We start from the raw sequence: 26,164 nt of genomic DNA, 5'->3' as shown, positions 1-26,164 counted from the left end.
AAACAGCATGGAGACCACACGACAGGCCGAGCGGCATCGGACCGCGGCCGAGCACCGCCGCCGCGAGCTGCTCGAGGCCGCCGACCGCGTGGTGCTCAGGGACGGCCCCGGGGCCTCGATGAACGCCATCGCGGCGGAGGCCGGGATCACCAAGCCCATTCTCTACCGGCACTTCGGCGACAAGGGCGGCCTCTACCGCGCCCTGGCCAAGCGGCACACCGACGCGCTGCTCAGCGCACTGCGGGCGGCGCTCGACGCCCCCGCCGAGCGCCGCGCCCGGGTCGAGGCGACACTCGACACCTACCTCGCCGCGATCGAGGCCCGCCCACAGGTCTACCGGTTCCTGATGCACCCGTCCGACGACGCGACGCCCTCCCCCGAGCAGGGCTTCGACGTGGGACGCCACTCGGCCCCGCTGCTGCGCCGCCTCGGCGAGGAGCTCGCCACGGTCATCGCCGAGCGGGTGGACCTGGGGCCGGACGGTGAGGTCATGGCCCGGATCTGGGGCCACGGCATCGTCGGCATGATGCACGCGGCGGGCGACTGGTGGCTGGGCGAACGCCCCTGCACACGGGCCCAGCTGGTGAGCAGCCTGGCGGATCTGCTGTGGGGCCGGCTCTCCGAGGCGGGCGACCGCCCCGGCGGCCCCGGGTTCTGAACCCCCGGACGCCGCTGCCCGGTCAGCCGGGCCGCCCCCAGGGCGCCCGGCGGGCCGCGCGCAGGGCGCGTGCCCGGCGCAGCCCGGTCAGCCGGTCGGTGTAGACGGCGCCGTCGAGGTGGTCGCACTCGTGCTGGAGGCAGCGGGCGAAGAAGCCGGTTCCGCTGACCCGCACCGGCTCGCCCCCGACCGTGACCCCCTCGACGACCGCGTGGTCGAAGCGGGGCGTGCCGGCCTCGATGCCCGGCAGCGAGAGGCAGCCCTCCGGACCCCGCACGGTGATGCCGTCGGCCTCGACGAGCGTGGGGTTGACGAGGTGTCCCAGGTGGCGGACGTCCTCGTCGTCGGGGCAGTCGTAGACGAACACCCGCAGCGGCACGCCGACCTGGTTGGCGGCCAGCCCGACACCCTGCGCCGCGTACATCGTGGCGTACATGTCCTCGACCAGCCGGGCGAGCGAGGGCCCGAAGTCCGTGACCGGGTCGCAGGCCCCGTGCAGCACGGGGTCGCCGAGCAGGCTCATGGCCCGGACACGTCCGGAACTGCCGGGGATCGGGCGGTTTCGCATGGCCGCCATCGTACGGTCCGCAAAAGCGTCGAACGCACAGCCGCCGCGATGGGCCCGGGCGGCTCCTTCCTGGCTCCCGGGCCGCTGGAGCGCCTCCCGAGCGAGGCGCAGCCGCCGCACGCGGATCGCACCGAGGCGCAACCGCCCGGCCCACCGGGGATGTCCGGTGCGAGCTCTCAGGCAGCGGCGTCCCGGTCGGCGCCGGCGATCCGGCCCACGTCTTCTTCACCTCCGGCTCCACCGGCGAGCCGACGAACGACGGCCACGGGCGCCGCCTGTCCGCATCGACAACGGCCGGAAGCGGGTGACCTCGGTCACGCCGTCGTGCCGGGTGCCCCGCTGGCGGCGAACGAGCCCCACCGGCCTCCCGGCGCGAACCCCGCGCGGCAGGGGGCGGGCACGGGCGGTGAGAGATGACGAGCAGTCAGGTCCCCGGCGCCTGAGACACTGTCCGGCATCATGCCGGCACCGGACATGAACGAGGGCCCGGCGGCGAAGGGCCACTCCCCTCTTGAGCTGTGTGTCCGCGCGATTTTCGGCATGGTGGCACTTCACCCGCCCCACATTCCACCGGAACTCCACGTCCCGAGCGGTGCCGCCGTGCCTCCGCCGCGCCGGACATCGATAGGCTGGGCGCGGACCGATGCAAGGAGGATCTAGGACGATGGCAGGCAACACGGAGCCGTTGTCGCCGCGGGCCAAGCTGGCCGTGACGGCGGGCAAGGCCGCTGCGGCGGTGTCGCGGGTAGCCGGGCGGGGCAGCGGATCGGTGATCGGCGGCCGGGTGGCGCTCAAGCTCGACCCCGACCTGCTCGGGCGGCTGGCACAGCACCTGGACGTGATCCTGGTGTCGGCGACGAACGGCAAGACGACCACGACCCGGCTGATCGCCGAGGCACTGCGGGCCGCGGGCCCGGTCGTGTCGAACGCGCTCGGCGCCAACATGCCCGCGGGCATCACCTCGGCCCTGGCCGGCGGCTCGGACGCGCAGTACGGCGTGATCGAGGTGGACGAGAAGTACCTCGCCGGGGTCGCCCGCGACACGACGCCCAAGGTGATCGCGCTGCTCAACCTCTCCCGCGACCAGCTGGACCGGGCCGCGGAGACCCGGATGCTCGCCGAGAAGTGGCGCGAGGGGCTGTCCGGCTCGAAGGCCGTGATCATCGCCAACGCCGACGACCCGCTGATCGTCTGGGCCGCTTCCTCCTCCCCCAACGTGGTGTGGGTCGCGGCCGGACAGGCATGGAAGGACGACGCCTGGTCCTGCCCGTCCTGCGGCGGTGTGATGCAGCGCCCCGGCGACGACTGGTTCTGCGGCGAGTGCGGTTTCCGCCGCCCGCCGCCCAGCTGGGTGCTGCACGGTGACTACGTGCTGGACCCGCACGGTTCGGCCTGGCCGATCCACCTCCAGCTGCCCGGCCGCGCCAACAAGGCCAACGCCACCAGTTCGGCCGCCGTGGCAGCCGTCTTCGGTGTGCCGCCCCAGGTCGCCCTGGAGCGGATGTACCACGTGCAGGCCGTCGCCGGCCGCTACGACGTGGTCACCTTCCTCAACCGTGAGCTGCGGCTCCTGCTGGCGAAGAACCCGGCGGGCTGGCTGGAGACCTTCTCGCTGATCGACCCGCCGCCCACCCCGGTGATCCTCTCCGTCAACGCCCGTGGCGCCGACGGCACGGACACCTCCTGGCTGTGGGACGTGGACTACACCCAGCTCGCGGGTCACCCGATCTTCGTGCTCGGCGACCGCAAGCTGGACCTCGCGGTCCGGCTCGAAGTGGCCGGTCTCGACTTCCGGGTCTGCGAGAACCTCGACGAGGCCGTGCAGCAGTCACCGCCCGGCCGCATCGAGGTCATCGCCAACTACACCGCCTTCCAGGATCTGCGCCGTCGTGTCGGCAACTGACCCCGGCCCCGGCCCCCTCCGGAGAGGACGAAGCATGAGCAACAACAGCCTGCGGCTGGTGTGGGTCTACCCGGACCTGCTGAGCACCTACGGCGACCAGGGCAACGCGCTGGTGGTGGAGCGCCGGGCCCGTCAGCGCGGTCTCGACGTGTCGCGCGTCGACGTGCGCAGCGACCAGCCGGTTCCCACGTCGGGCGACATCTATCTGATCGGCGGCGGTGAGGACCGTCCGCAGCGGCTCGCCGCGGAGCGGCTGCGCCGCGACGGCGGTCTCAGCCGGGCCGCGTCCAACGGCGCGATCATCTTCTCGGTCTGCGCCGGCTACCAGATCCTCGGGCACGAGTTCGTCAACGACCTCGGTGAGCGCGAGCAGGGTCTCGGGCTGCTCGACGTGGTCTCCACCCGCGGCGAGGGCGACCGGTGCGTGGGCGACGTGCTCGGGGACATCGACCCGCACCTCGGGCTGCCGCCGCTGACCGGTTTCGAGAACCACCAGGGCGTCACCCATCTCGGCCCGACGGCACGCCCGTTCGCCCGGGTGCAGTTCGGCCGGGGCAACGGCACCGGTGACGGCACCGAGGGCGCGTACAACGACACCGTTTTCGGTACGTACATGCACGGGCCCGTGATGGCGCGCAACCCGCTGATCGCGGACCTGCTGCTGAAGCTGGCGCTCGATGTGAACGCGTTGCCGCCGACCGACGACCGCTGGTACGAGGCGCTGCGCGCCGAGCGGATCGCGTCGGCCACGCAGCCCGTCTGATGAGGGGAAATTCGCTCAGCTGAGCGAAGTCCAGCAGGCGGACGCCCGGTTCGGTCCCGCCACCCTGCGCCGGTAGGGTGGCGGGATTCCAGCCGGACGACGTGGTCCGGTCGTCGGCCCACGTTGCAAAGGTTTCCCGGGCAATGCGAATTGGTGTGCTCACCTCCGGCGGCGACTGCCCCGGCCTCAATGCGGTCATCCGTTCCGTCGTCCACCGTGCGGTGGTCGACCACGGTGACGAGGTCATCGGCTTCCACGACGGGTGGCGGGGCCTCCTGGAGTGCGACTACCGCAAGCTCGACCTCGACGCGGTCGGCGGCATCCTCGCCCGCGGCGGCACGATCCTCGGCTCCTCCCGGGTCCAGCCCGCGCACCTGCGCGGTGGCGTGGAACAGGCCAGGGGCCACGTGGCCGACCTCGGTCTCGACGCGATCATCCCGATCGGCGGCGAGGGCACCCTCAAGGCGGCCAGCCTGCTGTCCGAGGCGGGGCTGCCGATCGTCGGCGTACCGAAGACGATCGACAACGACATCGCCTCCACCGACGTGACCTTCGGCTTCGACACCGCCGTGGGCGTGGCCACCGAGGCCCTCGACCGGCTGAAGACCACCGCCGAGTCCCACCAGCGGGTCATGATCGTCGAGGTCATGGGCCGTCACACCGGCTGGATCGCCCTGCACTCGGGCATGGCGGCCGGCGCGCACGCCATCGTCGTCCCCGAGCGCCCCTTCGACATCGACGAGCTGACCGAGCTGGTCGGCCGGCGCTTCTCGGCCGGCAAGAAGTTCGCGATCGTCGTGGTGGCCGAGGGCGCGAAGCCGCGTGCGGGCTCCATGGAGTTCGAGTCGGGCGTCAAGGACGTCTACGGTCACGAGCGCTTCGCGGGCGTGGCCACCCAGCTCTCGATCGAGCTGGAGCAGCGCCTCGGCAAGGAGGCCCGCCCGGTGATCCTCGGCCATGTGCAGCGCGGTGGAACGCCGACCGCGTACGACCGGGTCCTCGCGACCCGCTTCGGCTGGCACGCGGTGGAGGCGGCACACCGCGGCGAGTTCGGCATGATGACGGCGCTGCGCGGCACGGACATCACCATGGTCCCGCTCGCGGACGCGGTGGAGACCCTGAAGACGGTCCCGGCCGAGCGGTACGCAGAGGCCGAATGCGTGCTCTGAGCGACACCACCACCTGAGGACTGCCCCCGGCCGCAACCGCGGCCGGGGGCAGTTCTACTCTGGTCGGGACAACCGGCACGAATCGGGGACGTCCCGGCGTTCCCATCAGGAGTGAACAGATGGATCACAGCGGGCACGGCATGAACATGGATCTGCCGCCGTTCACGCTGGGACGCGGGCTGCAGTTCTCCGCGGACCCGATCTTCCTGATCGGCTGTGTGCTCGCCGTGGCCCTGTACGGATACGCGGTGGTGCGGCTGCGCAGGCGCGGGGACGGGTGGCCGGTCAACCGGACCGTCTTCTTCGTCATCGGCGTGCTGAGCATCGCCCTGGTGATGTGTACCAAGCTCAACGACTACGGCATGGTCATGTTCAGCGTGCACATGGTGCAGCACATGGTGATCAGCATGCTGTCACCGATCCTGCTGCTGCTGGGCGCACCCGTGACGCTCGCGCTGCGTGCGCTGCCGGTCGCGGCGCGTGGCAGCAAGGGGCCGCGCGAGCTGCTGCTGATGCTGCTGCACAGCCGGTACATGAAGATCATCACGCATCCGGTGTTCACCATCCCGCTCTTCATCGCCAGCCTGTACGGCCTGTACTTCACCCCGCTCTTCGACTACCTGATGGGCTCGACGGCCGGGCACCTCGCGATGATGCTGCACTTCCTCGGGGTCGGCCTGGTCTTCTTCTGGCCGATCATGGGCATCGACCCGGGGCCGCACCGCCCGGGATACCTGCTGCGGATGCTGGAGCTGTTCGCCGGGATGCCGTTCCACGCGTTCTTCGGTATCGCGCTGATGATGGCCTCGCAGCCCATGGTCGAGGTCTACAAGAACCCGTCGGCCTCCCTCGGCATCGACGCCCTGTCCGACCAGAACGCGGCGGGCGGGATCGCCTGGGCGTTCAGCGAGATCCCCTCGGTGCTGGTGCTGCTCGCCCTGGTTTTCCAGTGGTACCGCTCGGATCAGCGGACCGCGAAGCGCTCGGACCGGGCCGCGGACCGCGACGGGGACCAGGAGCTTCACGCGTACAACGCCTATCTCGCCTCGTTGCAGGCGCGCGGACAGTAGCGGTGGACATGCCTTCGGGGTGACGATGGCAGTCACGGCCGCGCGGCCGACGAGGAGCGTGCGCGCATGTCCGGATCCACGAAGACCATGGGAGTGCTCACCGTAGGGGCGCTGGTGGCGGTCACCGGCTACACCGTGGCGCTGGGGAGCAACGGCTGGCTCTGGTTCGGCTGGGTGGTGCTGGGGCTGATCACGATCGGTATGGTGGCCACCCGCGAGACCTGAGCCGGGTGGGGACCGGCTCTCTCGCCGGGCCGGCTCAGAAGCGGAACACCGGGCCGGTGGCCGCGTCCAGCACGCAGGCGTTGGGGAACGTGTGCCGCCAGGTGACGGCGTCGCCCTGTCGGGCACCCTCGGCGGTGACGGTCACCGGGGCGTATGCGTAGGTGCACGGATGCGGATCACCGGCGAGGGCGTCGAAATCGCCCTCCGCCTCGTCGAGCGCCGCGCAGGCTCCGGCCGCGTCGGGGTGCCAGCCGTCGGGACGTGGGGGGCAGTGCAGGACGACCCCGCGGATCCAGGTGTTCTCGCTGCCGGAAACGGTCAGGAGGATTCCCCGGTCCGGTGCCGGGGGCGGGGCGGCCACCGCGGGCGCGGCTGCGCCGAGGGGCAGCAGGGCGGCGGTGGCAAGGACGGCGCGCACGCGCATGGAGGGCTCCGGGGATCGGTGGCTCGGGGCTGCGGAGGCCAGATCATCCCGGCGCCACCGCCGTGACAAGCAGCCGCGCCGGGCGCACCGCCTCCGGGTGGCCGGGCAGGTCCGGCCGGAGTACGGGTGACCGGGTTTCCCGCCCGCACCGCCCACGACCGCCGTGCACACCCTCGCCTACGGGGAACGGGATGCCCAGCGGCACGTCGCGGCCCACCCGCCCCGCCCGCACCGAATCACCCGTAGGTCACTCTCTGTCGAGACCGGTACACCTGCGGCATGTTCGTGTCATGCACCCGGTCAGCCGGACACGGGCACTCCCGCCGCTCGTGAGTCACCACACCGTCGCCCGTGTTTCGACGGCTCCCGCCAGGCACTTCCTCCACCCGCACCCTGCGTGCCGAGCGGCACGGCCACCGCACGGCCCGCGGGCACCCCGGGCCGCCCCCGGGGAAATCCGGCGCCGGAGCGCCCCGCCGCGAGGCACTCCTTCCGTCACCGAACGTATCCACTCCGGACGCCACGGGCCGCGCGCCGACGAGGGCTCCGCAAAGCTGCCCGGACGCGCATGCGACTCTCCGGGGGCCGGTAACCGGACGTCATGGAGGGCCTGTTCGACGTGTGGCCGAGTTAACGCGCTCTTAAGGCAGTTGTGATTTAAGTCTTGACAGGTGCCTATCACCACGCCACTTTGGGAGCGCTCCCACAATCAAGACTTGCACACTCCACTCCCCTCCCCTCTCCCCCAATGCCGGGTGACGAGACGGGCGGTGCGGGGCGCAGCCGCGCTCCCCGTACCGCTCCGTGCTGCCCGGCCGAGGAAGGCGTTTGTCATGAGCTTGGTGAAGCGCTGCAGGCACGGCCACGCCAGAGGGCTCCCGACCCTCCTGGTCGGCACCCTCGCCCTCGCCACCACCCTGACGGGCGGACCGGCGACCGCGGCCCGACAGGGCACTCTGCATGACCTCGCCGCCGCCCAGGGCAGGTACTTCGGCTCCGCCACCGACAACCCCGAGCTGCCCGACGCCGCCTATGCGGCCACCCTGGGCTCCGAGTTCGGGCAGATCACCCCGGGCAACTCCATGAAGTGGGACACCACCGAGCCGGCCCAGGGCCGGTTCGACTTCGCCAAGGGCGACGTGGTCACCGGCTTCGCCCGGCAGCACGGCCAGACCGTTCGCGGCCACACCCTCGTCTGGCACAGCCAGCTGCCCGGCTGGGTCGCCGCGCTGCCGACGGCGCGGGTGGGGGCGGCGATGACGGGCCACATCACCGAGGAGGCCACGCACTACCGCGGTGCGGTCGCCGCCTGGGACGTGGTCAACGAGCCGTTCAACGAGGACGGGACCTTCCGCACGAGCCCCTTCTACACCGCCATGGGCAGCGGCTACATCGCCACCGCGCTGCGCGCCGCGCACGCCGCGGACCCGGACGCCAAGCTGTACCTCAACGACTACAACATCGAGGGGCTCGGCGCGAAGAGCGACGCCATGTACGCCCTGGCGAGCGAGCTGATCGACGAGGGCGTACCGCTGGACGGCGTCGGGATGCAGGCGCATCTGGCCGTTCAGTACGGCTTCCCGTACGGGATGCGGGAGAACATGCAGAGGTTCGCCGATCTCGGTCTCGATGTCGCCGTGACCGAGCTCGACGTGCGGATGCGGCTGCCCGCCGACGCGGCGAAGGCGGCCACGCAGGCCTCCTCCTACCAGCAGGTCGTCGAGGCCTGCCTGGCGGTCGGGCGCTGCGTCGGCATCACCGTGTGGGACTACACGGACAAGTACTCCTGGGTCCCGGGCACGTTCCCCGGTGAGGGCGCGGCCAGTCTCTACGACGAGAACCTCGCGCCGAAGCCGGCCTACGACGCGGTACGGGCCGCACTGGGCGGGGACGACGGCGGCGGGGAGGGCGGCGGCCCGGGCGCCCTGAAGATCCAGTACCGCAACAGCGACAGCTCGGCGACCGACAACCAGATCAAGCCGGGCCTCCAACTCGTGAACACCGGTGGTACGGCGGTCAGCCTCGCGCCGGTGACGGTCCGGTACTGGTTCACCGGCGACAACGGGGCTTCTGCATACAGCAGTTGGTGCGACTGGTCCCCGCTCGACTGCTCCACCGTCACCCACCGGGTCGTCTCCGTGGCCACCCCGGTGACAGGCGCCGACCACTACCTCGAAGTGGGCTTCACCGGCGGCACTCTGGCCCCGGGCGCCTCCACGGGCGAGATCCAGCTGCGTCTGAACAAGGCGGACTGGTCGAACTTCGACGAGTCGGACGACTACAGCCACGGCACCGGCACCTCGTACGCGGACGCCGCGAAGATCGCCGTCTACGTCGGCGACGCGCCCGTCTGGGGCATCGAGCCCTGACCGCCGGCCGCGCCGGCACCCACCGCAGTCACCTCCCGCTCCCTCCCCGCCCGTTCCCCCCTTCCCCTTCTCCGTCCCCTCCCTCCCGCTCCCTCCTCAACGACACCCGCCAATGGAGGATTTGTGTCGGTATCACGTAGAACATTCAGCAGTGCCCTGGGCGGCAGCCTGCTCGCCATGGGTCTGGTGCAGGGCACCGCCGTGGCCAAGCCCGCCACCCCCGCAGCCGCCGGCGGCGCCCGCGCCGCGGCGGCCGACGACCCCTACACCCAGGCCTTCCTGACCCAGTACGGGAAGATCAAGGCCGCCGCCAACGGCTACTTCAGCCCGGAGGGCCTCCCGTACCACTCGGTCGAGACCCTGATGGTCGAGGCGCCGGACCACGGCCACGAGACCACGTCGGAGGCCGTCAGCTTCTGGATGTGGCTGGAGGCGGCGTACGGGCGGGTGACCGGTGACTGGGACCCGTTCAACGCGGCCTGGGCGGTGGCGGAGAAGACGATCATCCCGCAGCACGCCGACCAGTCGACCAGTGACTCGTACAACCCCGGGGCCCCCGCGACCTACGCCCCCGAGCACCCGCTGCCAAACGGCTACCCCTCCGCCCTCGACGGCACGGTCCCGGTCGGCACCGACCCGCTCGCCACCGAACTCGCCTCGTCCTACGGGACGATGGACGTCTACGGCATGCACTGGCTGATGGACCTGGACAACATCTACGGCTACGGCAACAAGCCGGGCACCGGCGGCGAGTCCGGTCCGGGCGCCGGCGCCTCGTACATCAACACCTACCAGCGCGGTGCGCAGGAGTCGGTGTGGGAGACGGTCCCGCAGCCCACCACCGACCTCTTCAACTACGGCGGCCCCAACGGATACCTGGACCTCTTCGTCGGCGACGCGAGCTACGCCAAGCAGTGGAAGTACACCAACGCGCCGGACGCCGACGCCCGCGCGGTGCAGGCTGCCTACTGGGCGTTCCGCTGGGCCTCGGACCAGGGCAAGGGGAGCGAGGTGGCGGCCTCGGTGGCGAAGGCCGCCAAGATGGGCGACTACCTCCGCTACGCCATGTTCGACAAGTACTTCAAGCGGATCGGCCAGTGCACCGACCCGGGCTCCTGCCCCGCCGCGTCGGGCCGGGACTCCCAGCACTACCTGCTGTCCTGGTACTACGCCTGGGGCGGCGCCGCCGCGGGCAGCGGCGGCGGCTGGGCGTGGCGCATCGGTGACGGCGCCTCCCACCAGGGATACCAGAACCCGCTCTCGGCCTGGGCGCTTTCCAACGTACCGGCGCTGACCCCCAAGTCGGCGACGGCCAGGGGCGACTGGTCCAAGAGCCTGACCCGGCAGCTGGAGTTCCTGACCTGGCTGCAGTCCAGCGAGGGCGCCTTCGCGGGCGGCTGCACCAACAGCTGGGAGGGCGCGTACGGCAAGCCGCCGGCCGGTACGCCCACGTTCTACGGCATGGCCTACGACTGGCAGCCGGTCTACCACGACCCGCCGAGCAACAACTGGTTCGGCTTCCAGGCGTGGGGCATGGAGCGCGTCGCCGCGTACTACTACGTCACCGGCAACGCGTCCGCGAAGGCGGTGCTGTCCAAGTGGGTCGCCTGGGCCTCCGGTGAGACGACGGTGGGCGCCGACGGCACCTTCCGTTTCCCCTCCACCCTGAGCTGGACGGGCCGGCCCGACACCTGGAACGCGGCGTCCCCCGGGAAGAACGCGGGCCTGCACGTCTCGGTCGTGGACTACGCCAACGACGTCGGCGTGGGCGCCGCATACGTCAAGACACTCACCTACTACGCCGCCAAGTCGGGCGACAAGGACGCCGCGGCGCTGGCCAAGGCGCTGCTGGACGCGATGGCGCTGAACACCACCACCAAGGGCATCTCGGTGCCGGAGACCAGAAAGGACTACAACCGGTTCAAGGACGAGGTGTACATCCCGGCCGGGTGGTCGGGCACGATGCCGAACGGCGACACCGTCGAACCGGGTGCGACCTTCATCGACATCCGCAGCTGGTACAAGGACGACCCGGACTGGCCGAAGGTGCAGGCCTACCTGGACGGCGGCGCGGCGCCCACGTTCACGTATCACCGCTTCTGGGCGCAGGCGGCACTCGCACTGGCCTTCGCGATCTACGCGGAGCTGCTGGTGGAGGGCGGCGGAACCGGCGGGGACACCGAGGCACCGACGGCACCGGCAGGGCTCACCGTGACCGCGACGACCAGCAACAGTGTGTCGCTGTCCTGGTCGGCCTCCACCGACAACGTCGCGGTGACCGGCTACGACGTGTACCGCAACGGGGTGCTGGCGGGCAACGCGACCACGCGGACGTTCACCGACACGAATCTCGCCGCGGCCACCGCGTACAGCTACACCGTCGCGGCACGGGACGCGGGCGGCAACACCTCGGCGCTGTCTGCCGCGGTCACCGCGACCACGAAGTCCGGCGGCTCGACCGGCACCGGTGCGGTGAAGGTCCAGTACAAGAACGCCGACTCCTCCGCGACCGACAACCAGATAAGGCTGGGCCTCCAGCTCCTGAACACGGGCAGCGCGCCGATCGACCTGTCCACGGTGACGGTCCGGTACTGGTTCACCTCCGACGGCGGCTCGAGCACCTTCGGCACATACTGCGACTACGCCGCGCTCGGCTCGGCGAACATCACCCACAAGGTGGTCGCCGTCGCCGGCCCGAAGACCGGTGCCGACCGGTATCTGCAGGTCGGCTTCACCGGCGGCGCGGGCACCCTGGCCGGCGGCGCCTCGACGGGCGAGCTTCAACTGCGCCTCAACAAGAGCGACTGGTCCAACTTCAACGAGAACGACGACTACAGCCACGCCGCCAACACCACGTACAGCGACACGTCGAAGGTCACGGCGTATGTGGGCACCACGCTCGCCTGGGGGATCGAGCCATGAGCGACCACCGCGTGACAAGCACAGCGGCCCGACGCACCGGCCCCCGATTCCCGTCCCTGGCAGGGGCTTTGGCAGCCATCGTGCTGGCCGCGGCCTCGATGCTCACCGGCGCCTCCCCCGCCTCGGCCGCCCCGGTCACCGACTGCACGCCGTGGGGAACCACCGAACTGCGGGGCGGGGAGTACCTGTACCAGCAGAACGAGTGGAACTCCAAGACCGAGCAGTGCGTCACCGTGGACCCGCAGACGGGAGCCTGGAGCGTCACCAGGTCCTCGTTCTCGCTGCCGACGAACGGCGCCCCGGCCACGTACCCCTCCAGCTACAAGGGCTGCCACTGGGGTCTGTGCACGGCGGACAGCGGGCTGCCGCTGCGAGTGGACGAGCTGGGCAGCGTACGCACCGACTGGTCGACCACCCAGGTCGGCTCCGGCGCGTACAACGTGTCGATGGACATCTGGTTCAACTCGGCGCCGGTCACCGACGACCAGCCGGACGGGACCGAGTTGATGATCTGGATGAACCATCGCGGCGGTGTCCAGCCCATCGGGTCCCGTACCGCGACGGTCCAGCTCGACGGCCGGACCTGGGACGTCTGGACCGGGCCGGGCGCCTCGGGCTGGAAGGTGATCTCCTACGTGCTGCAGAACGGCGCCACCGAGCTCACCGACTTCAATGTGAAGGGCCTGATCGACGACGGTGTCGGCCGCGGCTCGATCAGCCGGGCGCACTATCTGATCGACGCGGAGGCCGGATTCGAGATCTGGCAGGGCGGTCAGGGCCTCGGGATGAACAAGTTCTCCTTCACCGCGAGCACGAATCCGGACAGCGGCGGGGGCGACACCCAGGCACCGACGGTGCCGACGAATGTGGCGGTGACCGGCACGACCGCCAGCTCGGTCTCGTTGTCCTGGACGCCGGCGACGGACAACACCGCCGTCAGCGGATACGACGTCTACCGCGACGGGGTGAAGGCGGGCACCACCGCAGCGGCCACGTTCACCGACACCGGACTCGCCGCCTCGTCCACACACCGCTACACCGTGCGTGCCAGGGACGCGGCCGGGAACACCTCGGCGGACTCGGCAGAGGTCACCGCGACCACCGCGGCAGGCGGTGGCGGGACGACCGGCGCGCTCAAGGCGCAGTACAAGAACAACGACTCCTCACCCCGCGACAACCAGATCAGGCCCGGCCTCCAGCTGGTGAACACCGGCACCACAGCGGTCGATCTGAGCAAGGTCACCCTGCGCTACTGGTTCAGCGGTGAGTCCGGCGCGGCCTCGTACGGCACCGCGTGCGACTACGCGGTGATCGGCTGCGGCACCGTCACCCACCGGGTGCAGCCGTCCGGCTCCGCCGCGCCGGGCGCGGACCACTACCTGGAGGTCGGCTTCACCGGCGGCAGCCTGGCCGCGGGCGCCTCCACCGGCGAGATCCAGCTACGGCTCAACAAGACCGACTGGTCCGCCTTCGACGAGTCCGACGACTACAGCAGGGCCGCCAACACGGTCTTCGCCGACGCCTCGAAGGTCGCCGTGTACATCAACGGCGCCCTGGTCTCGGGCACCGCACCGTGACCGGCCGCTGACCGCGGCCGGCCACCGCACCGCACTCCCGATGGCGGGTCGCCCATCCGCCCCGCTGTACCCGCCATCGGGGCGCCACCCAACAACCTCACCGACGCACCGCAGACCGCCGTCCCCGCCGACGGCGGCCTGGCGGGGGCGGACCCGGCCGGGCCCGCCCCCGGGCAACACCCCCACGAACCCGTCCGCGGGGAGCTTCCGCGGACGTACGAGAGGAGCATGGAGCCGCAATGAGTACCAGAGGCACCATCATGCACGGGCTACGCCGAAGACTGGCCGCACTCTCCGCCCTGGCCATGGGCGCGGCACTGGCGGTCGCCATCCCCACCACCGCATCGGCGGCGGCACGGGTCGACAACCCCTATGTGGGCGCCAAGGCATACGTGAACCCCGACTGGTCCGCCAAGGCGGCGGCCGAACCGGGCGGCAGTGTCATCGCCAACGAACCGGGATTCGTCTGGATGGACCGCATCGCGGCCATCCAGGGCTCGGCCCAGGCGATGAGCCTGCGCGAGCACCTCAACACGGCACTGCGCCAGGGCGCCAACCTGTTCCAGGTCGTCATCTACGACCTGCCGGGACGCGACTGCGCCGCGCTGGCGTCCAACGGTGAGCTCGGGCCCACCGAGCTGGGCCGGTACAAGAGCGAGTACATCGACCCGATCTCCGTCATTCTCGCCGACCCGGCGTACGCGAACCTGCGCATCGTCACGATCATCGAGCCCGACTCGCTGCCCAACCTGGTCACCAACGCGGGCGGTTCGGCCGGCTCCACCGACGCCTGCGCGACCATGAAGGCGAACGGCAACTACGAGAAGGGTGTCGGCTACGCCCTGCACACTCTCGGTGCCATCCCCAACGTCTACAACTACGTCGACGCCGCCCACCACGGCTGGCTGGGCTGGGACTCCAACTTCGTCCCGGCGGCGCAGGAGTTCAAGAAGGCCGCCACGTCGGAGGGCGCCACGGTCGCCGACGTCACCGGCTTCATCGTGAACACCGCCAACTACTCGGCTCTCAAGGAGCCGAACTTCAAGGTCACCGACACGGTGAACGGCACCCAGGTCCGTCAGTCCAAGTGGGTCGACTGGAACTACTACGTCGATGAGCTGTCGTTCGCCCAGGCGCTGCGCACCGAGCTGGTGAACCAGGGCTTCGCCTCGAACATCGGCATGCTGATCGACACGGCCCGCAACGGCTGGGGCGGCACCCAGCGGCCCGCCGGCCCCGGTCCGCAGACCAGTGTGGACGCCTATGTGGACGGTGGCCGGGTCGACCGGCGCATCCACGCGGGCAACTGGTGCAACCAGAGCGGCGCCGGTATCGGCGAGCGTCCCACCACGGCCCCCGCGGCCGGCATCGACGCTTACGTCTGGGCCAAGCCCCCGGGTGAGTCGGACGGCAACAGCGCCCCCATCGCGAACGACGAGGGCAAGGGTTTCGACCGGATGTGCGACCCCACGTACACCGGTAACGGCCGCAACGGCAACAGCCTGACCGGCGCCCTGCCGAACTCCCCGCTCGCGGGTCACTGGTTCTCCGCGCAGTTCCAGGAGCTCGTGCGCAACGCCTACCCGGCGCTCGGCGGCGGCAACGGCGGCGGCAGTGACACCCAGGCGCCGACCGCGCCCACCGGTGTGACCGTCACGGCGAAGACCAGCGGCAGCGTCTCGCTGTCCTGGACCGCGTCGACCGACAACGTCGGGGTGAGCGGCTACGACGTGTTCCGCGGCGGCGTGCGGGTGGGCTCCACCACCACGACCTCGTACACGGACACCGGTCTGACGGCCTCGACCGCCTACAGCTACACGGTCAAGGCCAAGGACGCGGCCGGGAATGTGTCGGCGGCCTCCGCCGCCGTATCGGCCACCACGTCCGCGGGCGGCGGCACCGGCACGGGCTCGCTCAAGGTCCAGTACAAGAACACCGACTCCTCCCCCACCGACAACCAGATCCGGATGGGTCTGCAACTGGTCAACACCGGCAGCACCGCGGTGGATCTGTCCACGGTGAAGGTGCGCTACTGGTTCACCCCCGAGGCCGGGGCCTCCACCTTCGGCACGGCGTGCGACTACGCGGTGATCGGCTGTGGAAACCTGTCCCTCGGCGTGAAGTCCTCCGGCAGCTCGGCGGCCGGTGCCAGCCACTACCTGGAGGTCGGTTTCGGCAGCGGCACGCTCGCCGCGGGCGCCTCCACGGGCGAGATGCAGCTGCGGCTGAACAAGAGCGACTGGTCCAACTTCAACGAGGCGGACGACTACAGCCGTTCGACGACCACGAGCTACGCCGACGCGCCGAAGATCGGCGTGTACGTGACCGGCGCGCTCTCCTGGGGCACCGCCCCCTGACCTTTCCGCCCGCTCGGGTAACCGACCGGGCGAGGAGGTCACCCAACGGCCCGCCCCCTGCCGGACATCCGGCAGGGGGCGGTGTCATGCCCGCGGGGCGGGCGCAGCCGCGTTCAGATCACGTCCGGGACGGTGACACCCGCCTCGGCGGCGGCAGCGGTCAGCTGCTGCCAGACCTTGGGCGCCACCGCGATTCCGCTCGCGCCACGGGCCACGGCCGTGGCGGCGCTGCGTTCGCCCGGGTAGAAGACCCCGTCCGCTGCCTCCGCCGGAGGCAGCCGCTTGAGGGTGTCCAGGGTGGTGTCCACGGAGGCGACGAAGGTGTCCGGGTCGCCGAAGGCCGCCGGGTCGATCGCGACCAGCAGCGCGTTCTGCCGGTGCTTGCGGCCCTGGGGACCGTCCGAGTGGAAGGCGGAGAAGATCGGCGCGCCGACGAGCACACTGGTGATCAGCTCGAAGGCGAGCGACATCCCGGAGCCCTTGGCACCGCCCAGCGGCAGCGGCATGACGGCTTCGGCCGGGTCGGTGGTGGGGGTGCCGTCCGCGGTGGCCGCGGCCCCCTCGGGCAGTGGCGTCCCGCTCGCCCTCGCCCGGCGGATCCTGCCGAGGGCGATGGTGACGGTGGCCATGTCGAGGAGCAGCGGGTCCCGGTGCCCGGCGGGAACGGCGATGGCGAGGGGGCTGGTGGCCACGGCGGCACCCTTGACCCCGGTGTAGACCGTGTTGGGCATCCCGGAGACGAAGCCGATGCCGATCAGGCCCTGCCCGGCGATCCTCGACACGGAGTGGCCGATGGCGCCGGTGTGGACGGTGCGGCGCACGGCCACGGTGGCGATGCTGTTCTCCTTCGCGCGGCTCACGGCCTCGTCCCGGCGGCGGTGAGGGCCACCGGTCCGGGGGCCCGGTCGGCGTCCAGGACGGCGAGGAGGGTGCGCAGGGTCGCCGCCACCAGCACCGGATCGATGCCCTCGGCGGCCGCCGCCTTCGTCTCCGCGAGGGCCGCCGCGGTCCGCTCGGCCGTGTGGCGCTCTTCCTGGGCCGCGCGTCGCGCCGCGACGGCAGGCCACCCGGCCCCGGTTCTGTCGTCATCGGATGGCACACTCCCCCCATGGACACCGCACCGGAGACGACAGGCCATCGGGTGGCGGCCGCGTGGACCGTCGCCCTCGCGGGACTGGGAGCACTCACCGGCTTCGTCTGGGACGGACCGTTCCTCGCCGTCACCTGCGGCCTCTCGCTGGGAGGCGGCGCAGCGCTCGGCACGGTCCTGTCGCGCCGCCGAATGATCACGACCATCAAGGAGGACCGGGGGAAGGCCGTCGCGCGCGGGTACGCCGACGCGATCGGGGAGATGGTGGTGCTGGGGATATCCGCCTACGGGGTCTCCGTCTTCCCTCTCTCCGGCCCCGACGCGGTGCACCCCGCCGAGCGCACGGCGCGCCGCCAGGCCGCGTACCGGCTCACGGCCGCCGACAACCTCCCGCACCACATCCGCGAGGCCGCGGCCGCCGCGCTCGAAGCGATCGACGAAGAGCGCGACGTCGAGGCCCGGTCCGCCATCGAGGACCTCATGAAGGCCGTCCACGAACAGCGCCGCTCCGCCTGACCGCCGGTACGGCCCCGGGTGGGCGCCCCGCCCCGCGGTGTCCGCCGCCTCGAATCCATCGCGCCGGACGAGGCACTTGCGGCATCGACCCGCCCGAGTACGGGTAGACGGGACGACGGCTGCACATAAGGTGTCCTCTGCTGAGGTCTCCGCTGACCTGGCAAAACGCAGCTGTGGAGCCGATCCGGCCGAACTGGGAGCCGCCCCGTGTTCTATTACCTGCTCAAGTACGTCGTCCTGGGGCCGCTGCTGCGGCTGTTCTTCCGCCCCGTCATCGAGGGCACGGAGCACATTCCGGCGGACGGTGCGGCGATCGTGGCCGGTAATCATCTGTCGTTCTCCGACCACTTCCTGATGCCCGCGATCATCAAACGGCGTATCACCTTCCTCGCGAAGGCGGAGTACTTCACCGGCCCCGGTGTGAAGGGCAGGCTGACCGCCGCGTTCTTCCGGAGCGCCGGCCAGATCCCGGTCGACCGGTCCGGAAAGGAGGCGGGGCAGGCGGCGATCCGCGAGGGGCTCGGGGTGCTGAGCAGGGGCGAGCTGCTGGGCATCTACCCGGAGGGCACCCGTTCGCACGACGGACGGCTCTACAAGGGCAAGGTCGGGGTCGCGGTCATGGCGATCAGGGCACAGGTGCCGGTGGTGCCGTGCGCCATGGTCGGCACGTTCGAGATCCAGCCACCCGGCAAGGTCGTCCCGCGGATCAAGCAGGTCACCATCCGCTTCGGTGAGCCGCTGGACTTCTCCCGCTACGCCGGGCTGGAGAACGAGAAGGCGGCGGTCCGGGCGGTCACCGACGAGATCATGTACGCGATCCTCGGCCTCTCCGGCCAGGAGTACGTCGACGAGTACGCGGCCAAGGTGAAGGCCGCCGAGCAGGCACAACGCCCGGGAAAGTTCCCGAAACTGCGACGCTGACGGCGGATTCGCGGTCGGTGAACCCCGCTGGTCCGGGCTCCGCACTCCCCCTAGCGTGCGGTTCATGAGCAAGGGACACGCATGGGTGCTGGGAGCGACGGGCCAGATCGGACGGGCCGCGGTGCGCTCACTCGTCGAGGACGGCTGGACGGTGACCGCGGCCTCGCGCGGCGGCGGCCGTGACGAGCGCTGGGACGAGGGGGTACGCACGGCGGCACTGGACCGCGACGAGGAGGGCGCGCTCGCGGCGGCGCTCGGCGACGGCTGCGACGTACTGGTCGACATGGTGGCGTACGGGCGGCAGCACGCCCGGCAGCTGACGGACCTCGCGGACCGGATCGGGTCGGCCGTGGTCGTCTCCAGCGGTGCGGTGTACGAGGACGACCGCGGCCGCAGTTTCGATACGCAGGGCGAACCCGACGGGTCGCCGTGCTACCCGGTGCCGATCCCTGAGTCGCAGCCCACCGTCCCACCGGGCGAGACCACGTACGGGACCCGGAAGATCCGGCTGGAACAGGATCTCCTCGCGGCCGGTGACGCGCTGCCCGTCACGCTGTTGCGGGCGGGTGCGGTCCATGGTCCGTACTGCCGCTCACCGCGCGAGCTCTACTTCGTGAAACGCGCTCTGGACGGCCGCGCCCGGCGCGTGCTGGCTTACGGGGGAAGGTCGCGCTTCCATCCGCTCCATGCCGCCAACGCCGCCGAGCTGATCCGGCTGGCCGCCCTGCGGCCCGGCTCCCGGGTGCTCAACGCCGCCGATCCGCAGGCGCCTACGGTCGCGGAGATCGGCGAAGCGGTCGACGCGGTGCTGGGACGGCAGACCGAGACCGTGCTGATGCCGGGCGCCGCCGCGCCCGACGGGGTCGGCCTGTCGCCCTGGGGCGCCCCGCACCCCATCGTGTACGACCTGACGGCCGCCGAACGAGAGCTCGGCTACCGGCCGGTGACGGGCTATGCAGAGTCGCTCCCGGAGTCCGTCGAGTGGATCACCGCGCGGTTGGCGGGGCGCGACTGGACGGACGCCTACCCCGCCATGGCGCGGGCGTACGGCGCGGGGCTCTTCGACTACGCGGCGGAGGACGCCTGGCTGGAGCGGTACGACCGTACGGGGTGAGCGCTCACGGTCCGTGGAGCGCTGCCGGGCCGCCCGTCATGTCGCGTCGTCGTGGCGCGCCAGAAGGGTGGCCGCGCTCAGCGGTGTTCAGCCGGCCACGGCGGCCGTCAGCTCGTCGTGCGCACGGTCCAGCACGGCCCGCAGCTCCCTCGCGTCGGCGGCCACCGCGGTCACCAGCACGGCGGGGCCGGCGAGGCGGGTGAGCACGGCGGTCGGTCCCAGCAGCCTGCCTTCCGGGCTCCGGTCGTCGAACGACGGCTCCACGACGAGCAGTTGCCCGACGGCGCGGTGGCCGCCGAGCACGGCCGGGCCGTTCCAGCCGCCGGGGGCCCCGGGCCCGTAGGCCACCTGCTGGTCGAGGAGCGGGCGCCCGGCACGGCGGACGGTGAGCCTGCTGAGGAGGGTGCCGGGGCTCTCTCCGTGGCGGCCGAGGATCTGCTCCTCGCGCAGCACCAGCCGTGCGGTGGGCGCGAGTTCGGCGGTGGTCCGCGTGATCAGTTCGCTGCCGTGCGCGGAGATGAGCTGTTCCGGCAGCCAGCTGAGCTCGGCCCCCTCCCCCGCGCTCAGCCGCACCTCGTAGCGGGCGGCCCCGGTCCCCGGCCCGGGGCCGGGCAGGGCGAGTGTGGCCGCGGCCGAGTCGACGGCGAGCCGGGCGCCGGGATCGGCGCGCACCTCGATGGCGAGCCGGTCACCGCCGAGCGGCGCGCTCATCGCGCCGACCACGGTGACGCGGGCCGAGCCGGGTGACACGGCCCTGGTCCGACGCAGGGCGAGCGGCCCCTCGCTCTCCAGGACGGGGAGCGAGGTCGCGCCGCGGCTGTCGCGTACGGCGGTGATGCGGGCGGTGGCCCGGACGCTCATGCGGTCCAGGAGGCGAGCTGCCCCCGCACCCAGTCGGCGACGGGTGCGACGCCTTCGCCGGAGGTGAGCGAGGTGAACAGGACGGGCAGTTCGCCCCGCTGTTGTGCGGCGTCGCGGGCCATCCGGCCGAGGTCGGAGCCGACGTAGGGAGCCAGGTCGGTCTTGTTGATCACGAGCAGGTCGGAGGTGGTGACACCGGGCCCGCCCTTGCGCGGGATGTCGTCGCCCCCCGCCACGTCGATGATGAAGATCTGGGCGTCGACGAGCCCCTTGGAGAAGGTGGCCGTGAGGTTGTCGCCGCCGGACTCGACGAGGATGAGGTCGAGCGGCCCCACCGCGTCCTCCAGGTCCTCGACGGCTTCGAGGTTGGCGGATATGTCGTCGCGGATGGCGGTGTGCGGGCAGGCGCCGGTCTCGACGGCCTGGATCCGCTCGGGCGGCAGTACCGCGTTGCGCAGCAGGAACGCCGCGTCCTCGCGGGTGTAGATGTCGTTGGTGACGACCGCGAGGGACAGCTGGTCGCGCAGGGTGCGGCAGAGCGCGGCCACGGTCGCGGTCTTGCCGGAGCCGACCGGTCCGCCGAGCCCGATGCGCAGGGCCCGCCGGGTGCCGTCGGGGCGTGCGGCGTCGGCGCCGACAGCGGCCGGGCCGGGATGGGAGTGATCGAGGTGCATGGTGCGGCTCCTGTGCTGTTTCGGGTCAACGAGTTCTTCTGCGGGCGGGGTTACGAGGCGAACAGCCGGACCGGCCATCCGGCGTGGGCCTCGGCGGTGATGTCGAGCAACGGGGCCGACGCGGCGGGCAGTTCGTCGATGCTTCCGCAGGCTGCGGCGGCAGCCAGTTCGGCGACGTGGTCGAGTTCGGGGGCGAGCCGGGCGAGGACGGCGGTGGCGTCGAACGGGTTGAGGGAGAGCAGCCGGACCACCGCCGTGGCCGGTCCGCTCACCGCTTCGTACGCGGCGCAGTGCGCGGCGTCCTCCGGCCCGAGCCCTGCCGCGCGGGCGGTGAGACCCAGCACGACGGGCTGGTGGACGCCTCGCGGACGGGCCTGCGCGAGCGCGTCGAGTTCGCCGCTGGGCCAGGTCGCGCGGGCCGCCCGCATCAGCTGGCGGCCTAGCCTGCGCGCCACCGCGCGCAGCGCGGGCGAGGGGGTGCGGGCGTCGGCGGCCTCGTCGAGGGCGAGCGGGTCGTGCCCGTGGGCGGCCGCCGCGGCGAGCGCGGCGGCGGTGAGCCCGGTGGTGTGGAGGCGGCCCCGGCAGAAGTCGGCGAGGTCCTCGGCGTTGCGGATGCGTCCCGCCCCGACGGCCGGTTCCGCGCCACCGGAATGGGCATGGCCGCCGGCGGGGAACCGGCCGTCGGCCAGGACGAGCAGGGCTGCACGGCTCATCAGGGGACCGTTCTCAGAAGAGGAAGTAGCGCTGGGCCATGGGGAGTTCGGCAGCGGGTGCCGGTTCGACCGGTTCGCCGTCGATGGTCACGGCGAAGCTGTCGGGGTCGACGTCGACCCGTGGCAGCGCGTCGTTCTCCCGCATGTCGGCCTTGCCGACCCCCCGGGTGCTGGTGATCGGGACGAACCGCTTCCCGAGTGCGAGCCGCTCCGGCAGCCCGTCCTCGATCGCCGCCGCTGCCACGAAGTTGAACGAGTTGGCGGCCGGGGCCCGGCCGACGGCGCCGAACATGGGCCGGGGCAGGACGGGCTGCGGGGTGGGTATGGAGGCGTTGGCGTCGCCCATCTGCGCGTACGCGATCTGGCCGCCCTTGATGACGGTCTGCGGTTTCACGCCGAAGAACGCCGGTTCCCACAGCACCAGATCGGCGAGCTTGCCGATCTCGACCGAGCCGATCTCCTGGTCGAGGCCCTGGGCCACCGCGGGGTTGATGGTGTATTTGGCGACATAGCGACGGACTCGGCGGTTGTCCGCACGCCCGTCGCCCGGCAGCGCGCCGCGACGCCTCTTCATCACGTGCGCGGTCTGCCAGGTGCGCAGGACGACCTCCCCGATGCGGCCCATCGCCTGGGAGTCGGACGAGATGATCGAGATGGCGCCGAGGTCGTGGAGGATGTCCTCCGCCGCGATGGTGGAGGGCCGGATCCGTGATTCGGCGAAGGCCAGGTCCTCCGGCACGGCGGGGTTGAGGTGATGACAGACCATCAGCATGTCGAGGTGTTCCTCGATGGTGTTGACGGTGTGCGGCCGGGTGGGGTTGGTGGAGCTGGGCAGGACGTACGGCTCCGAGACGACACTGATGATGTCGGGCGCGTGCCCGCCTCCCGCCCCTTCGGTGTGGTACGCGTGGATGGAGCGCCCGGCGATGGCGGCCAGGGTGTCGGCGACGAACCCGGCCTCGTTGAGCGTGTCCGTGTGGATGGCCAGCTGGGCACCGGTCTCCTCGCAGACGCCGAGGCAGGCGTCGATGACGGCGGGTGTCGCCCCCCAGTCCTCGTGGATCTTGAACCCGAGCGCCCCTGCCCGCAGCTGGGAGTGCATGGCCTCGCGGGACATCGTGTTGCCCTTGCCGAGCAGACCGATGTTGACGGGGTACGCCTCCAGTGCCGCGAACATCCGGGCGAGGTGCCAGGGGCCCGGGGTGATGGTGGTGGCCTTGGTGCCCTCAGCCGGACCGGTACCGCCGCCGACGAGCGTGGTGATGCCGGACGAGAGTGCCTGGTCCATGAGGGTCGGCGAGATGAAGTGCACATGCGCGTCGATGGCGCCCGCGGTGATGAACTTCCCGTTGCCCGCGACGATTTCGGTCTCCGGACCGATGACCAGCTCCGGATGGACGCCGTCCATGGTGTCCGGGTTGCCTGCCTTGCCGATCCCGGTGATCCGGCCGTCGCGGATGCCGATGTCCGCCTTGACGATGCCCCAGTGGTCGATGATGACGGCGCCGGTGACGACCGTGTCGGGGGCGCCTTCGGCGCGGGTGGTGCGCGCCTGGCCCATGGACTCGCGGATCACCTTGCCGCCGCCGAACACCGCCTCGTCGCCCGCGAGTCCGGGGCCGCCGCAGCGGTCCTCCTCGATCTCCACGAGCAGATCGGTGTCGGCGAGACGGATCCGGTCGCCGGTGGTGGGACCGAACAGGTCCGCGTACACGGCGCGATGGAGTTCAGCCATCGAGAGCACCTCCGGTCTCGCCGCGCAGGCCCGGGACGATCCGCCGTCCGGCCAGGGGGACGAGTTCGATGTCGACGGGTATGCCGGGCTCGAAGCGGACGGCCGTGCCGGCGGCGATGTTCAGCCGCAGCCCGCGGGCTGCCGTACGGTCGAACTCCAGGCCGGGGTTGGCCTCGGCGAAGTGGTAGTGCGAGCCGACCTGGACAGGCCGGTCGGCCGCGTTGAGCACGATGAGGCGGGTGACGGTCCGGCCCGCGTTGAGCGGCACCGGTCCGTCCGCGTACAGGATCTCGCCCGGAATCATCGGCGGCCCGTCAGACGATCGGATCGTGGACGGTGACGAGCTTGGTGCCGTCCGGGAAGGTCGCCTCGACCTGCACGTCATGGATCATCTCGGCTATGCCGTCCATGACGTCGTCACGGCTGAGCACCTTGCGCCCGGATGCCATCAGCTCCGTGACCGTACGGCCGTCGCGGGCACCCTCCATCAGATGGGAGGTGATGAGGGCCACCGCCTCCGGGTGGTTGAGCCGCAGTCCGCGGGCGCGGCGCTTCTCCGCCACATCCGCGGCTACGTGAATGAGCAGACGTTCCTGCTCGTGCGGGGTCAGTTGCACGTGTCCACCTCACAGTCGTCCGCCCAGTACCGGCCCTGGGCGCAGCGCGACACTAGCCGCCCTCAACAGACTGTTGAATGCCGAACCGGTGCCGCGCGGCGAGGTATTGCACGTTAGAGCCGAAGTTTTTCCGGCGCGTTAACTGATCTTTTGCACATCCATGGCCATGAGCCCCCGCAGACCGTCCTCCATGGTCTCGGGCCCGGGGTCACCGAACATGGCCATCTGGACGATGAACCCCTGAGCGGCGGCGATCAGTGTGCGGGCGACCCGCTCGTCCGGCACATCGGCGGCGAGCACGCCCTGCTCCCGGTACGCCCTGACCAGCTCGGACCAGGACGCCCGCAGCCCCTCGTACGCCTCGATGAGAGTGGCCGCCAGCCGGTCGCTGCGCAGGGCCTCGGACCACACCTGCACGATCAGCCCGGCGTACGCCTGCCGGTCCAGCCCGCGCCCCCCGTCCACACCTTCGGCGAACAGGGTGCGCACCACGCGGCCGATCAGAACATCGGGCGTGGGCGGCGGGCTGACCTGGGTGGCCCGTTCGAACGCCTGCCGGACGCCGGCGACCGCCTCCCCCGCGATGGCCGCGATCAGATCCTCCTTGCCGCTGAAGTAGCGGTACACCGCACCTGCCGACAGCCCGACCTCCTTCAGCACGTCCTGCATCGAGGTGCCGTGGAACCCGTCGCGGGCGAAGCAGCGCGCGGCGCCGTCGAGGATCTGCCGGCGGCGGGCATCGAGGTGTTCCTGGGATACACGGGCCATGCCCTCAATCTAAAACGAACGTTCCTTCTTGACAAGCCCCAGCCATGGCGGGACAGTGAGGCCCTCATTTAAAACGAACGATCATTCTCTTTGAATCGAGCCCTCCGCCATGCCCACTGCCCCCAACCGCCGCCTGGTGGCGGTCGTCCTCCTGGTCCCCGCCGTGGTGGCCCTCGCCCTCTGGGCCTTCGCCTGGCCCGCCGCCCGGATGGCCCCGCGCGAGCTGCCCGTCGGCGTCGTCGGCTCCGGTCCGGCCGCCGACCAGCTCCAAGGACGGCTCGAAGAGCGTGACGGCGCCTTCGAGATCCACCGGTACGACTCCGAGGCCGCCGCCCGCACCGCGATCGAGCACCGGTCCGTATACGGGGCGGTGGCGGTCACCGCGAAAGGCCCCGCGCTACTGACCGCGTCCGCGGCGAGCCCGGTGGTCGCCCAACTGCTGCACGACGCGGTCACCGCCCAGGCCCCGGACGGCGCCCCGGTCCCGGTCACGGACGCGGTGGCGGCGCCGGCCACGGATCCGCGCGGCAGCGTCCTCGGCGCGAGCATCCTGCCCCTGGCTATCGCGGGCGTGGCCGCCGGAGCCGCGGTGACCATGCTGGGCCTGCGCGGCGGCCGGGCGGCCGCGGCCCTGCTCGGGGTCGCCGCCCTCGTGGGGATGGTGTCCGCCGCGCTCACGGACAGCTGGCTCGGGGTCCTGACCGGCGACTGGTGGAGTGAGGCGGGCGCGTTCGGACTCACCGTGCTCGCGATCGGCGCGACGGTGGCCGGGCTCGCCGCGCTGATCGGAACAGCGGGCGTCGGGCTGGGGTCGCTGCTGATGGTGCTGGTGGGCAACCCCTTCTCGGGCGTCACCAGCGCTCCCGAGCTCCTCCCCCGGCCGGTCGGCACGATCGGCCAGTGGCTGCCGCCGGGTGCGGGCGGATCGCTGCTGCGGTCCGTCGCGTTCTTCGACGGCAACGCGGCGGGCCGAGCACTCCTGACCCTCACCCTGTGGACCGTGCTGGGACTGACCGCGGTGGTCATCGGCGGCCGGCGCAGGGCCAGGAAGGCGGACTCCGCCGCCGCACCCGAGCGTCACCCCGCACTGGCCGGCTGACACACCGCACGGAAGAGCCGTGCCCCGCCGCCCTCCACGGGCGGGGGTGCA

24 protein-coding genes and 2 pseudogenes are annotated in these 26,164 nt (G+C 71.6%); 15 read left to right on the top strand and 11 right to left on the bottom strand.

All coding sequences use genetic code 11. From position 1 onward, the window contains the following. Positions 1 to 7: 7 nt before the first annotated feature. Entirely contained in the window at positions 8 to 658 is a 651-nt protein-coding gene (locus OG322_RS34095; RefSeq protein ID WP_124286222.1) for a TetR family transcriptional regulator, read from the top strand. Positions 659 to 680: 22 nt separating this feature from the next. On the opposite strand, the gene def is transcribed toward OG322_RS34095, so the two are convergent. After that, the gene (gene def / locus OG322_RS34090; RefSeq protein ID WP_123467794.1) at positions 681 to 1,235 is read right to left on the bottom strand and encodes a peptide deformylase; all 555 of its coding nucleotides are present in this window, start codon (positions 1,233 to 1,235) and stop codon (positions 681 to 683) included. A 655-nt stretch (positions 1,236 to 1,890) separates the two neighbouring features. Here def and OG322_RS34085 point away from each other — a divergent pair. From OG322_RS34085 to OG322_RS34065, 5 genes are all read left to right on the top strand, one after another. Further along, positions 1,891 to 3,129 (top strand): Mur ligase family protein, encoded by a 1,239-nt coding sequence (locus OG322_RS34085; protein WP_123467796.1) that lies wholly within the window; start codon positions 1,891 to 1,893, stop codon positions 3,127 to 3,129. A gap of 34 nt (positions 3,130 to 3,163) precedes the next feature. Beyond that, positions 3,164 to 3,892: a type 1 glutamine amidotransferase gene (locus OG322_RS34080; RefSeq protein WP_024493336.1), complete on the top strand. Its 729-nt coding sequence runs from the start codon at positions 3,164 to 3,166 to the stop codon at positions 3,890 to 3,892. A gap of 143 nt (positions 3,893 to 4,035) precedes the next feature. Next, positions 4,036 to 5,061, top strand: a complete 1,026-nt coding sequence (locus tag OG322_RS34075) for a 6-phosphofructokinase (protein ID WP_123467798.1) — start codon at positions 4,036 to 4,038, stop codon at positions 5,059 to 5,061. A gap of 119 nt (positions 5,062 to 5,180) precedes the next feature. After that, positions 5,181 to 6,131 (top strand): cytochrome c oxidase assembly protein, encoded by a 951-nt coding sequence (locus OG322_RS34070; RefSeq protein WP_124286221.1) that lies wholly within the window; start codon positions 5,181 to 5,183, stop codon positions 6,129 to 6,131. A gap of 66 nt (positions 6,132 to 6,197) precedes the next feature. After that, entirely contained in the window at positions 6,198 to 6,356 is a 159-nt protein-coding gene (locus OG322_RS34065; protein WP_164494550.1) for a hypothetical protein, read from the top strand. Between the two features lie 34 nt (positions 6,357 to 6,390). Here the strand turns inward: OG322_RS34065 and OG322_RS34060 are convergent, their stop codons facing one another. Then, complete coding sequence (locus OG322_RS34060) at positions 6,391 to 6,780, bottom strand: SSI family serine proteinase inhibitor (protein WP_123467802.1); 390 nt, start codon at positions 6,778 to 6,780, stop codon at positions 6,391 to 6,393. A gap of 833 nt (positions 6,781 to 7,613) precedes the next feature. On the opposite strand from OG322_RS34060, the gene OG322_RS34055 reads away from it, so the two are divergent. From OG322_RS34055 to OG322_RS34035, 5 genes and pseudogenes are all read left to right on the top strand, one after another. Beyond that, complete coding sequence (locus OG322_RS34055) at positions 7,614 to 9,149, top strand: endo-1,4-beta-xylanase (protein ID WP_329307392.1); 1,536 nt, start codon at positions 7,614 to 7,616, stop codon at positions 9,147 to 9,149. Positions 9,150 to 9,317: 168 nt separating this feature from the next. After that, positions 9,318 to 12,071 (top strand): glycoside hydrolase family 48 protein, encoded by a 2,754-nt coding sequence (locus tag OG322_RS34050; protein WP_329307796.1) that lies wholly within the window; start codon positions 9,318 to 9,320, stop codon positions 12,069 to 12,071. Further along, positions 12,068 to 12,862, top strand: a pseudogene (locus OG322_RS34045) (GH12 family glycosyl hydrolase domain-containing protein); the annotation flags it as partial. The gene OG322_RS34050 and the pseudogene OG322_RS34045, both read left to right, overlap by 4 nt. Before the next feature lie 39 nt (positions 12,863 to 12,901). Then, positions 12,902 to 13,648, top strand: a pseudogene (locus OG322_RS34040) (cellulose binding domain-containing protein); the annotation flags it as partial. Between the two features lie 239 nt (positions 13,649 to 13,887). Further along, entirely contained in the window at positions 13,888 to 16,005 is a 2,118-nt protein-coding gene (locus OG322_RS34035; protein WP_124286220.1) for a glycoside hydrolase family 6 protein, read from the top strand. A 113-nt stretch (positions 16,006 to 16,118) separates the two neighbouring features. Here OG322_RS34035 and OG322_RS34030 read toward each other — a convergent pair whose 3' ends face one another. Next, positions 16,119 to 16,865, bottom strand: a complete 747-nt coding sequence (locus OG322_RS34030) for an Ldh family oxidoreductase (RefSeq protein WP_260147327.1) — start codon at positions 16,863 to 16,865, stop codon at positions 16,119 to 16,121. Further along, complete coding sequence (locus OG322_RS34025; protein ID WP_241200440.1) at positions 16,862 to 17,104, bottom strand: hypothetical protein; 243 nt, start codon at positions 17,102 to 17,104, stop codon at positions 16,862 to 16,864. The genes OG322_RS34030 and OG322_RS34025 overlap by 4 nt, the downstream gene beginning before the upstream one ends. 9 nt (positions 17,105 to 17,113) lie before the next feature. Between OG322_RS34025 and OG322_RS34020 the strand changes: the two genes are divergently transcribed. From OG322_RS34020 to OG322_RS34010, 3 genes are all read left to right on the top strand, one after another. Continuing rightward, positions 17,114 to 17,611, top strand: a complete 498-nt coding sequence (locus OG322_RS34020) for a hypothetical protein (protein WP_123467806.1) — start codon at positions 17,114 to 17,116, stop codon at positions 17,609 to 17,611. A gap of 207 nt (positions 17,612 to 17,818) precedes the next feature. After that, a complete protein-coding gene (locus tag OG322_RS34015) occupies positions 17,819 to 18,532 on the top strand; it encodes a lysophospholipid acyltransferase family protein (protein WP_123467808.1) in 714 nt (237 codons plus the stop codon). A 64-nt stretch (positions 18,533 to 18,596) separates the two neighbouring features. Further along, a complete protein-coding gene (locus tag OG322_RS34010; protein WP_123469623.1) occupies positions 18,597 to 19,646 on the top strand; it encodes an NAD-dependent epimerase/dehydratase family protein in 1,050 nt (349 codons plus the stop codon). 87 nt (positions 19,647 to 19,733) lie between these two features. Here OG322_RS34010 and OG322_RS34005 read toward each other — a convergent pair whose 3' ends face one another. The 7 genes from OG322_RS34005 to OG322_RS33975 form a co-directional block, all read right to left on the bottom strand. Further along, a complete protein-coding gene (locus OG322_RS34005; protein WP_329307391.1) occupies positions 19,734 to 20,507 on the bottom strand; it encodes an urease accessory protein UreD in 774 nt (257 codons plus the stop codon). Further along, positions 20,504 to 21,181: an urease accessory protein UreG gene (gene ureG / locus OG322_RS34000; protein WP_123467812.1), complete on the bottom strand. Its 678-nt coding sequence runs from the start codon at positions 21,179 to 21,181 to the stop codon at positions 20,504 to 20,506. Before ureG ends, OG322_RS34005 begins: the two co-directional genes overlap by 4 nt. Positions 21,182 to 21,231: 50 nt before the next feature. After that, positions 21,232 to 21,894 carry an urease accessory protein UreF gene (locus OG322_RS33995; RefSeq protein WP_123467814.1) on the bottom strand — a complete coding sequence of 221 codons (663 nt, stop codon included), beginning with the start codon at positions 21,892 to 21,894 and terminating at the stop codon, positions 21,232 to 21,234. Positions 21,895 to 21,907: 13 nt separating this feature from the next. After that, a complete protein-coding gene (locus OG322_RS33990; RefSeq protein WP_123467816.1) occupies positions 21,908 to 23,629 on the bottom strand; it encodes an urease subunit alpha in 1,722 nt (573 codons plus the stop codon). After that, the gene (locus tag OG322_RS33985) at positions 23,622 to 23,933 is read right to left on the bottom strand and encodes an urease subunit beta (protein ID WP_123467818.1); all 312 of its coding nucleotides are present in this window, start codon (positions 23,931 to 23,933) and stop codon (positions 23,622 to 23,624) included. Before OG322_RS33985 ends, OG322_RS33990 begins: the two co-directional genes overlap by 8 nt. 10 nt (positions 23,934 to 23,943) lie before the next feature. Then, complete coding sequence (locus tag OG322_RS33980) at positions 23,944 to 24,246, bottom strand: urease subunit gamma (RefSeq protein WP_123467820.1); 303 nt, start codon at positions 24,244 to 24,246, stop codon at positions 23,944 to 23,946. A 138-nt stretch (positions 24,247 to 24,384) separates the two neighbouring features. Further along, a complete protein-coding gene (locus OG322_RS33975; RefSeq protein WP_124286216.1) occupies positions 24,385 to 25,014 on the bottom strand; it encodes a TetR/AcrR family transcriptional regulator in 630 nt (209 codons plus the stop codon). Positions 25,015 to 25,123: 109 nt separating this feature from the next. Here OG322_RS33975 and OG322_RS33970 point away from each other — a divergent pair, with 109 nt between their 5' ends. Continuing rightward, complete coding sequence (locus tag OG322_RS33970) at positions 25,124 to 26,113, top strand: ABC transporter permease (RefSeq protein ID WP_123467824.1); 990 nt, start codon at positions 25,124 to 25,126, stop codon at positions 26,111 to 26,113. Positions 26,114 to 26,164 lie beyond the last annotated feature (51 nt).

The organism is Streptomyces sp. NBC_01260, assembly GCF_036226405.1.
In the GTDB taxonomy this organism is placed as follows: Bacteria; Actinomycetota; Actinomycetes; order Streptomycetales; family Streptomycetaceae; genus Streptomyces; species Streptomyces laculatispora.
This window is presented reverse-complemented; position numbering and strand designations above follow the sequence as displayed.

Coding starts and splice junctions, on each gene's coding strand:
- OG322_RS34095 (WP_124286222.1), top strand. CDS start 8: ATGGAGACCACACGACAGGCCGAGCGGCATCGGACCGCGGCCGAGCAC.
- def (WP_123467794.1), bottom strand. CDS start 1,235: ATGGCGGCCATGCGAAACCGCCCGATCCCCGGCAGTTCCGGACGTGTC.
- OG322_RS34085 (WP_123467796.1), top strand. CDS start 1,891: ATGGCAGGCAACACGGAGCCGTTGTCGCCGCGGGCCAAGCTGGCCGTG.
- OG322_RS34080 (WP_024493336.1), top strand. CDS start 3,164: ATGAGCAACAACAGCCTGCGGCTGGTGTGGGTCTACCCGGACCTGCTG.
- OG322_RS34075 (WP_123467798.1), top strand. CDS start 4,036: ATGCGAATTGGTGTGCTCACCTCCGGCGGCGACTGCCCCGGCCTCAAT.
- OG322_RS34070 (WP_124286221.1), top strand. CDS start 5,181: ATGGATCACAGCGGGCACGGCATGAACATGGATCTGCCGCCGTTCACG.
- OG322_RS34065 (WP_164494550.1), top strand. CDS start 6,198: ATGTCCGGATCCACGAAGACCATGGGAGTGCTCACCGTAGGGGCGCTG.
- OG322_RS34060 (WP_123467802.1), bottom strand. CDS start 6,780: ATGCGCGTGCGCGCCGTCCTTGCCACCGCCGCCCTGCTGCCCCTCGGC.
- OG322_RS34055 (WP_329307392.1), top strand. CDS start 7,614: ATGAGCTTGGTGAAGCGCTGCAGGCACGGCCACGCCAGAGGGCTCCCG.
- OG322_RS34035 (WP_124286220.1), top strand. CDS start 13,888: ATGAGTACCAGAGGCACCATCATGCACGGGCTACGCCGAAGACTGGCC.
- OG322_RS34020 (WP_123467806.1), top strand. CDS start 17,114: ATGGACACCGCACCGGAGACGACAGGCCATCGGGTGGCGGCCGCGTGG.
- OG322_RS34010 (WP_123469623.1), top strand. CDS start 18,597: ATGAGCAAGGGACACGCATGGGTGCTGGGAGCGACGGGCCAGATCGGA.
- OG322_RS34005 (WP_329307391.1), bottom strand. CDS start 20,507: ATGAGCGTCCGGGCCACCGCCCGCATCACCGCCGTACGCGACAGCCGC.
- ureG (WP_123467812.1), bottom strand. CDS start 21,181: ATGCACCTCGATCACTCCCATCCCGGCCCGGCCGCTGTCGGCGCCGAC.
- OG322_RS33995 (WP_123467814.1), bottom strand. CDS start 21,894: ATGAGCCGTGCAGCCCTGCTCGTCCTGGCCGACGGCCGGTTCCCCGCC.
- OG322_RS33990 (WP_123467816.1), bottom strand. CDS start 23,629: ATGGCTGAACTCCATCGCGCCGTGTACGCGGACCTGTTCGGTCCCACC.
- OG322_RS33985 (WP_123467818.1), bottom strand. CDS start 23,933: ATGATTCCGGGCGAGATCCTGTACGCGGACGGACCGGTGCCGCTCAAC.
- OG322_RS33975 (WP_124286216.1), bottom strand. CDS start 25,014: ATGGCCCGTGTATCCCAGGAACACCTCGATGCCCGCCGCCGGCAGATC.
- OG322_RS33970 (WP_123467824.1), top strand. CDS start 25,124: ATGCCCACTGCCCCCAACCGCCGCCTGGTGGCGGTCGTCCTCCTGGTC.